This window comes from Mesorhizobium sp. WSM3859, assembly GCF_002295065.1.
GTDB lineage: Bacteria > Pseudomonadota > Alphaproteobacteria > Rhizobiales > Rhizobiaceae > Mesorhizobium.
In genome coordinates this window covers 552,845-561,071 of sequence record NZ_NSGG01000004.1, presented here as the reverse complement: position 1 = coordinate 561,071, position 8,227 = coordinate 552,845, and the positions used below count along the sequence as shown (strand labels likewise).

The 8,227-nt window shown below is 63.5% G+C and carries 8 protein-coding genes; all 8 read right to left on the bottom strand.

Translation table 11 applies throughout. The annotated features are described in order from the left end of the window. On the bottom strand, nucleotides 1-601 hold a 601-nt coding region (locus CK230_RS12615; RefSeq protein ID WP_245429901.1), incomplete at its 3' end, for an ABC transporter ATP-binding protein. Between the two features lie 122 nt (nucleotides 602-723). After that, nucleotides 724-1,527: an ABC transporter permease gene (locus CK230_RS12610; protein WP_095817460.1), complete on the bottom strand. Its 804-nt coding sequence runs from the start codon at nucleotides 1,525-1,527 to the stop codon at nucleotides 724-726. 88 nt (nucleotides 1,528-1,615) lie between these two features. Next, nucleotides 1,616-2,599: an ABC transporter substrate-binding protein gene (locus CK230_RS12605; protein ID WP_095817459.1), complete on the bottom strand. Its 984-nt coding sequence runs from the start codon at nucleotides 2,597-2,599 to the stop codon at nucleotides 1,616-1,618. 353 nt (nucleotides 2,600-2,952) lie between these two features. After that, a complete protein-coding gene (msuE, locus tag CK230_RS12600; RefSeq protein ID WP_095817458.1) occupies nucleotides 2,953-3,513 on the bottom strand; it encodes an FMN reductase in 561 nt (186 codons plus the stop codon). 106 nt (nucleotides 3,514-3,619) lie between these two features. After that, nucleotides 3,620-4,867 (bottom strand): SfnB family sulfur acquisition oxidoreductase, encoded by a 1,248-nt coding sequence (locus CK230_RS12595; protein WP_095817457.1) that lies wholly within the window; start codon nucleotides 4,865-4,867, stop codon nucleotides 3,620-3,622. A 23-nt stretch (nucleotides 4,868-4,890) separates the two neighbouring features. After that, entirely contained in the window at nucleotides 4,891-5,682 is a 792-nt protein-coding gene (locus tag CK230_RS12590; protein WP_095817456.1) for an ABC transporter ATP-binding protein, read from the bottom strand. Nucleotides 5,683-5,754: 72 nt separating this feature from the next. Then, entirely contained in the window at nucleotides 5,755-7,095 is a 1,341-nt protein-coding gene (locus tag CK230_RS12585; RefSeq protein ID WP_095817455.1) for an ABC transporter substrate-binding protein, read from the bottom strand. A gap of 89 nt (nucleotides 7,096-7,184) precedes the next feature. Beyond that, entirely contained in the window at nucleotides 7,185-8,225 is a 1,041-nt protein-coding gene (locus tag CK230_RS12580) for a branched-chain amino acid ABC transporter permease (protein WP_095817454.1), read from the bottom strand. Nucleotides 8,226-8,227: the final 2 nt, after the last annotated feature.

The following is an 8,227-nucleotide window of genomic DNA, read 5'->3' as shown; positions in this document are numbered from 1 at the left end:
CACCGAGCCGGCTGACCAGCTGATCTGCGGCGACGAGAAGGCGGCCTATGGCGATCAGGCCTATTACACCCACGCCACGCAGCAGCAGCTTCTGCATGGTGCCGCGCGTCTGGCTGTCTAGCGCGCCGAACGGCTCGTCCATCAAGAGCACGGCCGGGTCGTTGGCCAGCGCGCGGGCGATCGCCACACGCTGCTTCATGCCGCCTGAGAGTTGCGCGGGATAGTGGTCGGCGAAGGGCGCAAGGCCGACCTCATTGAGATACTGGTCGACGATCTGCCTGCGCTGCTCCGCCGGCAGACCCTTGCGCTTGGGGCCGTATTCGATGTTGGCGCGCACCGTGAGCCAGGGAAACAAGGTGTAGCTCTGGAACACCATGCCCCGGTCGGGACCCGGTTCGATTACTTCCCTGCCGTCCACCTTGATACTGCCGGAGGTCGCGTCGTTGAGGCCGGCCGCGAGATAGAGCAGGCTGGATTTGCCGCAGCCCGAAGGGCCGACGATGACGCAGAATTCGTTCTTGGCGACCTTCAGCGACACATCGTCCAGCGCCAGCACGCCGTTGGCGTCGCCATAACGCAATGTCACGTCCTCGATGGCCATCGTGGTGCCGGCCGAACGCTGATCGCCGGCTGCATGGGCCGTGCCGTCCAAATTGTTCGCCTTGATGGTTTCGGTCATCACTACCCTTGATCCGGCTGCGGTTTGCGAGGAGGCGTTCATGATCAAGGCGCCCATGGCGCGACCCTTGCCCGGAAAATGCGGAATGCCGTGTCGGTGATGAGGCCCAGAAGCCCGATCGCGGCGATCGCCATGAAGATTACATCGACCTGGAAGCCGCGCATCGCCTTGAGGCTGATATAGCCGAGGCCGCTCGACGCCGCGACGAGCTCGGCCACGACGAGATAGGTCCAGGCCCAGCCCATGGTGACGCGAAGCGTGTCGAGGATCGCCGGAAGCGCGGCGGGGAAAAAGACGTGCCACACCGCCTCTGAGCGCTTGGTGCCCAAAGTGTAGGAGGCGTTGACCAGGTCCCGCGAGACGCTGCGCGCGCAATCGGAGATCATCACCAGCTGCTGGAAGAAGGTACCGAAGAAGATGACCGCTATTCGTTGCTCGATACCGATGCCGATCCAAAGGATGAACAGCGGCACGAAGGAAGTCACCGGCAAATAGCGGATGAAGTTGACCAGCGGCTCCAGCGGCGCCTGCACAGCCCGGTAGGTGCCCATCCACAACCCCAGCGGCACCGCGATCGCCGAGGATACGATGAAGCCCAGAATCACCACCTTGGCGCTGGTGAAAGTGTGGTAGAAAAGACTGCCGTCGAGCGACATGCGATAGGCCGTCTGCAGCACCGTTCCGGGCGTCGGCAGGAACATGTTCGGCACGACACGGCCGTAGGACAGCAAGGCCCAGCCGCCGATCACGGCTATCCACATTGCCAATGCGAGCGTGGTTGCAGTGCTGGCGGGAATGTTGGCGAATGGGGTCGTCAGGCGCGTCCACGCCGTCCGCCTCTGTGCCATAGGATGGCCTCCGTGATTATACGCGAAACTCTGGCTTTCGAGAAAACAGGGCCGGCCCCGAGGGACCAACCCTGTCAGTTTCGAAGGCTCACTGTTCCTTGATGAAATCGGTATCGAGGATGGTCTTCGCGTCGATCGTCATCTTGAGCTTGTCGGCCTTGCCCCAGACATCCTGGGCGAAGTTCACCAGGTCGGCCGCTTCGCTCTTTTCCGGAGTGCCGAAGAATTCCAGGTTGCGGGCGCGGTCGTAATAGCGCACGCCCTGGGCGCCGGCCGCGAAATCCTCGGGCTTCTCGAGATAGCCGCCAATGCCCTTGGCCATGATCTCATAGGCCTTGTCCGGATTGGTCTTGATGTAGTCGACCGCCTTGTAATAGCCCTTGATCAAAGCCTTCACATCTTCGGGATGCTTCTCGATCAGGTCGCATTTGAGCGCGATCACGTCGACGATCAGGCCAGGCGTCGTCGTGGAGTCGATCAGCACCTTTCCCTTGCCGCCCTTGCGGACTTCGGTCAGGTGCGGCTCCCAGGTCACGGCGGCCGGAACCTGGCCGGCGATGAAGGCCGTCGCGGCGTCGTCGGCGGTCATGTTGGTGACGCTGACATCGTCCTCTGTCATGCCTTCCTTTTTCAGGAGCACGTTGAACCAGAATTCGGAAACGGAGCCCTCGTTCAGGGCGACGGGCTGGCCCTTCAAATCCTTAAGGGACTTGACGTCGGCCTGCGTGACGACGCCGTCGCCGCCGTGGCTGTCGTCAAGCGCCACGACATATTTGAAGCAGAGGTCGTCGGAGCGGTACTTCATCAGTTCGTCGACCGTGGATGCCGCGCCGTCGAGATCGCCGCCGGCGACCGCCGCCATATAGAGCGCCGATTCTTCGATCACTTTCAGATCGACATCAACGCCGGCCTCCTTGAAGTAACCGAGGTCGCGGGCAAGAAACAGCGGCCCGTACCCGACCCAGGTGGTCATGCCGAGGCGAATGGCGCCGGCGTCGGCGGGAGCGGCAAGCCCCAAGCCCAGCAGGCCTGCGCTGACCGCGGTCATCAGGCAATTGCGGAATGTCTTCATTGTCGTGGTTCCCCATGGCTGTTGCCGGCATCGGCCCATTCAGATGGCCTAAGCCAGGCGGTGTTTCGGCAGCCGCTCTCTTGTTATGCGTCGCCCTCCCAGGCAGGCCTTGTTCTAGGTCCCGCAAGAGAGCATCCGGGCCGGGTCGCCAAAAGAAGTCTTTTTCTGTCCTTTGCTTCGCCGAAACCGAAGCAGCAGCCCTTGCCTTGCCGATGAACTCGAATTGGCGGCGCCAGGCGATTGCGGTTCCGGCGGATTTGCCAACGGCCGCGGGCCGGCGTCCGCCGCGATGCAGACCGCCGATCAGAAAGCAAACTATTTGGGGGTTTTACCGCTGGAACCCCGCCGTATGATTATTCGGCGGCCACTCTGACATCGGATTTGTCAGCAAGCAGAACGGCGATCCCATCGACGGCCTGCGCCGCCCTCTTCAGGATAAGTTCGGACCGGAGCACACCATCGGTAAAATCCTTGTCGGTCGCATAGACAGCCGTCGGCAGCGTGAAGGCTTCGAAGAAGCCGAACAGCGGCCGCAGTTGGTGCTCCACGACCAGGGCATGGCGTTCACCGCCTCCGGTCGCGGTTAGCAGCACGGGCTTGCCCCTCAGCGCCGACGGATCGATCAGGTCGAAGAAATGCTTGAACAGCCCGGTATAGCTGCCCTTGTAGGTCGGCGAGCCGACCACGAGCACGTCGGCGGCGATGACCTGCGTCAGGATCGCCTGCCCCCTGTCATCGAGATCGCGCGACCATTTGGCTGCGCCTAGAGACGGGCCGACATCGTCGATGTCATAGGTGTGCCCCGTCAGGCCATAGCGCGTGGCGATGTCCCGGACAACGAGATCGACGAAGCTGCGCGTCTTCGACGGGCGGGTGATGTTGCCGGAAAAGCCGACGATTGCTGGGCTGGACATGGAACGGACCTCCAAGGGTGCTCCGGATTGACATTTGGGCGGCCCTGCCGGCCGCCACTTGGCGGAGGCTTCGCCTAGGCCGACCGACCTTGGCGGAACGGCGCGATCAGCTCCAGGCGTGCAGCGGCGGATTCTCGCCGTTGAGGAAATACTTGCCGAGGATCGAATATTTCCAGCGCACCGGATCGTGCAGCGTGTGGGTGCGCGCATTGCGCCAGTGACGGTCGAGATTGTGCTCGGCGAGCGTCGAGCGCGTGCCGGCCAGTTCGAACAGCTTGTTGGTCGCCGCGATCGCGATCTCGGTCGACAGGATTTTCGCTTCCGCAGTGACGATCTGCGCATGCGCGACGCTCTCGGCGGTCGGCTCGGCGACCGCCCTGTCGATGGCGAGGCCCGCTTTTTCCAGCAGCGCCTGCGCGGCGTGCAGGCGAAGCGTCAGGTCGCCAATGGCCTGGATCGTGTAGGGATCGTCCCAGGCATTGTCGACGCCACTGTCGATCCAGGCGCGGCTCTTAGTCCTGACGAAGTTGACCGTCTCGTCGATCGCCGCCTGCGCTATGCCGGTGTCCACCGCCACCTGGATGATCTGGAAGATGGCTCCGTCTGCGGTCGGCTTGTCGTAACCCTTGTAGCCCGGAACGAGATGCGTCTTCGGCACCTTGACGTTGTCGATGATCACGGTGCCCGACAGTGTCGTGCGCTGGCCGAAGCTCGACCAGTCGTCGATCACGGTCAGTCCCGGCGCGCCGCGATCGGCGATCGCGTACCAGGCGCGGCCCTCGTCGTCGAGCGCAACGATCGGCACCAGATGCGCGAGCAAGGCGCCCGATGAATAGAATTTCTGGCCGTTGACGATGACATGATCGCCGGCGTCGGTGAACTTGGTCTCGAAATCGGCGGCGCGCTTGGAGCCGAATTCGGAAAAGGCGTTGCCGAACCGCGTCCCCTTCAGCACTTCGGCAAAGAGCAGCGCCTGCTGGTCCTTGTCGGAGACGGTGCGGATGGCCGCGACGACACCGAGGTGGTTCTGCGCGATCTGGCCGATCGAGGAATCGGCGGCCGAGATGATCTCGATCACCTTGCCCAATGTGGCGTAGGATACTTCAGGTCCGCCGAACGCCTTCGGCACGTTGATCGACCACAGGCCGCTCTGCGAGAACTGATCAAGTTCGGCCACCGGCCAGATCCGCTCGCGATCGCGCCTGGAGGACTCCTTGACGAACTCGGCCGCAAGGCGATGCGCGACCGCGATCGCTTCGGCGTCGTTCTTGATGATATGCGCGGGCGCGGCGGGTCTGGCGACCGGCGGAACGGCGGCCGCGGCTTTGTCGGTCTTGACATTGGACACAGTCATTTCATGGCTCCTTGGGATTTTGGTCACACGACGGCGTGAAGATGGCTTGGTTGGGCGGCGGGCGAAGGCTGTTGTCCGAGATAGAAGGCGCGCACATCCTCGCGCTGGCGCAGGCTGGCGGCGGCGCCGGAGAGAACCGAGACCCCGTTCTCGAGCACCGTGGCATGATCGGCATAGCCGAGCGCGACCGCCGAATTCTGCTCGGCGACCAGGATCGACAGGCCGGTCTCGCGGTTGAGCTTCCTGAGCGTCTGGAAGATGTCCTGGACGATGAGCGGCGCAAGCCCCATCGACGGTTCGTCGAGGACGAGCAGGCGCGGTCGCGACATCAGCGCCCGACCGATTGCCGTCATCTGCTGTTCGCCGCCCGAGGTCAGCCCCGCCAAGGTCCGGCGCTTTTCCCGCAGGCGGGGGAAATAGCCATAGACCCGTTCCAGATCCCGATTGATTTCGGCGCGGCTGCCGCTGCGGCCGATGCCACCGGAAACCAGGTTCTCCTCGACGCTCAGGCTCTTGAAACAGTGGCGGCCTTCCAGCACCTGGACCAGCCCGGCGCGCACCAGGTCGCCCGGCTGTCGCCGCGAGACGTCCCCGCCATCGTAGCGGATGGTGCCTGCATTGACTTGGCCACGCTCGGCCGGCAGCAGGTTGGAGACGGCTTTCAGCGTGGTGGTCTTGCCGGCGCCGTTGGCGCCGAGCAGCGCCAGCATCTCGCCTTGCCTGATCTCGAAGCTGACGCCGTGCAACGCCGTGATGGCGTGATTGTAAGTGGCGTGGACATTGTCCACGGCGAGGATGACGTCATTGCCCGGCATCGCGCGCTTCCCTGATGTCTGCGAAGTGGATGACCGGGCGTCGGAGTATAGTCCGGCGCCCGGTCCGTTGGATCAGTTGGTGGCGGCCACCGCTTCGGCATCGGCTGCGGTGCGCGGCTTGATGCCCTTCTCGGCCGCATACGCCTCGGCCGACTTTTCGATGATCGGCCGGAGCAACGCCCAGTCGGGGGCGATCCAGTCGGAAACGACGTTCCACTTCTTGCCGTCCCACTGCTGGAAGGTCACGTAGCCTTCGCCTTCATGGTTGTCCCAGCTTACATTGATGGAGTGGAACAGGTCCTTGGCGCCGAGCGCTTCGACCTTGGCCGGATCGAGCTTGAGGTGCTCAAAGCCCCAGCGCACCTCGTCGCCGGTCAGCGTGCGGTGGCCGAACTTCTCCTGCGCGATGCGGATCGCCTCGACATTGAGGATGCCGTTGACGATGCCGAGATTGTGGTAGACCGAGCCGATCCGCGACTTGTCCTCGAGGTTGCCCTTGCCGGCGCCGTAGACGGTCTTCACGATCTCCTGCACCACCGGATAAGTGTTGCCCGAAGCCTGCGTGGTGATGGCGGTGTAGCCCTTGGCGGCGTCGCCGGCCGGGATGACGTCTTCTTCCGAGTTCGACCAGACATTGCCGATGATGTGATCGACCGGGTAGCCGACCTTCACCGCCGTCTTCAGCGCCACCGGGTTCATCACGCCCCAGCCGCGCAGCACGACGAAGTCCGGCTTGGCGCGGCGGATCGTCAGCCACTGCGACTGCTGCTCGTTGCCGGGATGCGGCACCTCGATCTGCTGCACCGTGAAGCCGTATTTCTGCGCCAGCAATTCATAGATCGGGATCGTCTCCTTGCCGTAGGGCGAGCCGTGATAGAGCACGACGATCTTCTTGCCCTTCAGCTTGTCGATGCCGCCTTCCTTGGCGGCAATGTAGTTCACGATGCCGGAGGTCTCGCTGTAGGGGTTGAGCAGCAGCGGGAAGACATAGGGGAAGACCCGCCCGTCGGTGGAGTCGGTGCGGCCGTGATTGACCGTGATCAGCGGCACCTTGTCGGCGGTGATGCGGTCGATCATGGCGTAGGCGATGCCGACCGACAGCGGATTCCAGGCGGCAGCGCCGGCGTGGCTCTTCTGCCGCTCGTAGCATTCGACGCCGCGCTCGACCTCATACTGGGTCTCGCACTCGTCCCAGGTCAGCTTGACGCCGTTGACGCCGCCGTCGCGGATGTTGATCAGGTTGAGATAGTCGATGAAGCCGCCGAAGAAGCCGGTGCCGCCGGCCGCGTAAGGCCCGACGCGATAGCTCTGTAGCGGGAAATATTGCTCGTCCGCGTGGGCGGCCGGCAAGGCTACCGACACGGCCAGCGCCGCCGAGATGGCAACCGCCTTTACTGTGCTGAGGAAGGTCATGGTTCGAGGTTCTCCAGTATGGGCCTTGGTTTGGCCTGGTTCATTCTCTGAATGCTTGCAGTGTTGGAGCGCAGGGCTGCCAACCGGTCTCAGCTCGATTGCCAGGCGAGCGAGAGCCGTCTCCAGATCCTGTCCCAGAGGGCGACCAGCCCGTCCGGTTCCAGGATCAGAAAGAGGATGATGAGCGCGCCGAGCACGATGCGTTGGCTCATGTCGAGCACGCCGGAATCGAATACATCGCCCAGAAGGAAATTGCCGAGGCGCGACAGCGCCAGCGGGAAGACCACGATAAGCGCTGCACCGAGGAACGCGCCGCGTATCGAGGCGAGCCCGCCGATGATGATGATGAAGAGGATCTGGAACGAGCGGTCGAGGTCGAAGCCCGCCGGCTCCACGGTCCTCAGATAGGCGAACGCCCAGATGACGCCGGCTACGCCGATGATGAATGACGAAATGGCGAAGGCGAGCAGCTTCGTCTTCAGCACCGGAATGCCGATGATGCGCGCCGCCGTGTCGTTGTCGCGGATGGCGATGAAGTTGCGTCCTGTCTGCGAGGTGACCAGCCGGTGGGCGAGGAAGGTGAGGACGACCACGACGGTAAGCGCGAAGAGATAACGACCGACCGCGCCGTCGAACTCGAAGCCCGCGATGGAAAGCTTCGGCGCATCGATGACGCCTGACGCCGAGTCGTTGGAGAACCAGCTGAACTTGGTCAGCGCCCATTGCACGAAAAACTGCGCGGCAAGCGTCGAGACCGCCAGATAGAAGCCTTTCAGCCGCAGGCTGGGCAAGCCGAAGACGATGCCGATCGCGGCGGCCACGAGGCCGGAAAGGATGATGCTGGCGACGAGCGGCAGGCCTTCGATGCGCAGGTTGAAATTATAGGCGGCGAAAGCCCCGGCGGCCATGAAGGCAGCGCTGCCGAGCGACACTTGGCCGGCATAGCCGGTGAGGATGTTCAGCCCCACGCCCGCCAGGCTGAGCGCCAGAAAAGGCAGCAGGATCGCCTCGAACAGATAGGAGTTGCCGATCAGCGGGATGACGACATAGGCGAAGGCGATGAGGAGCAGCGGCGCCAGCCATTTCGGCAGGGCGGCGGCCGGAGACAATTGCGTGGCGATGGCGCTCATCG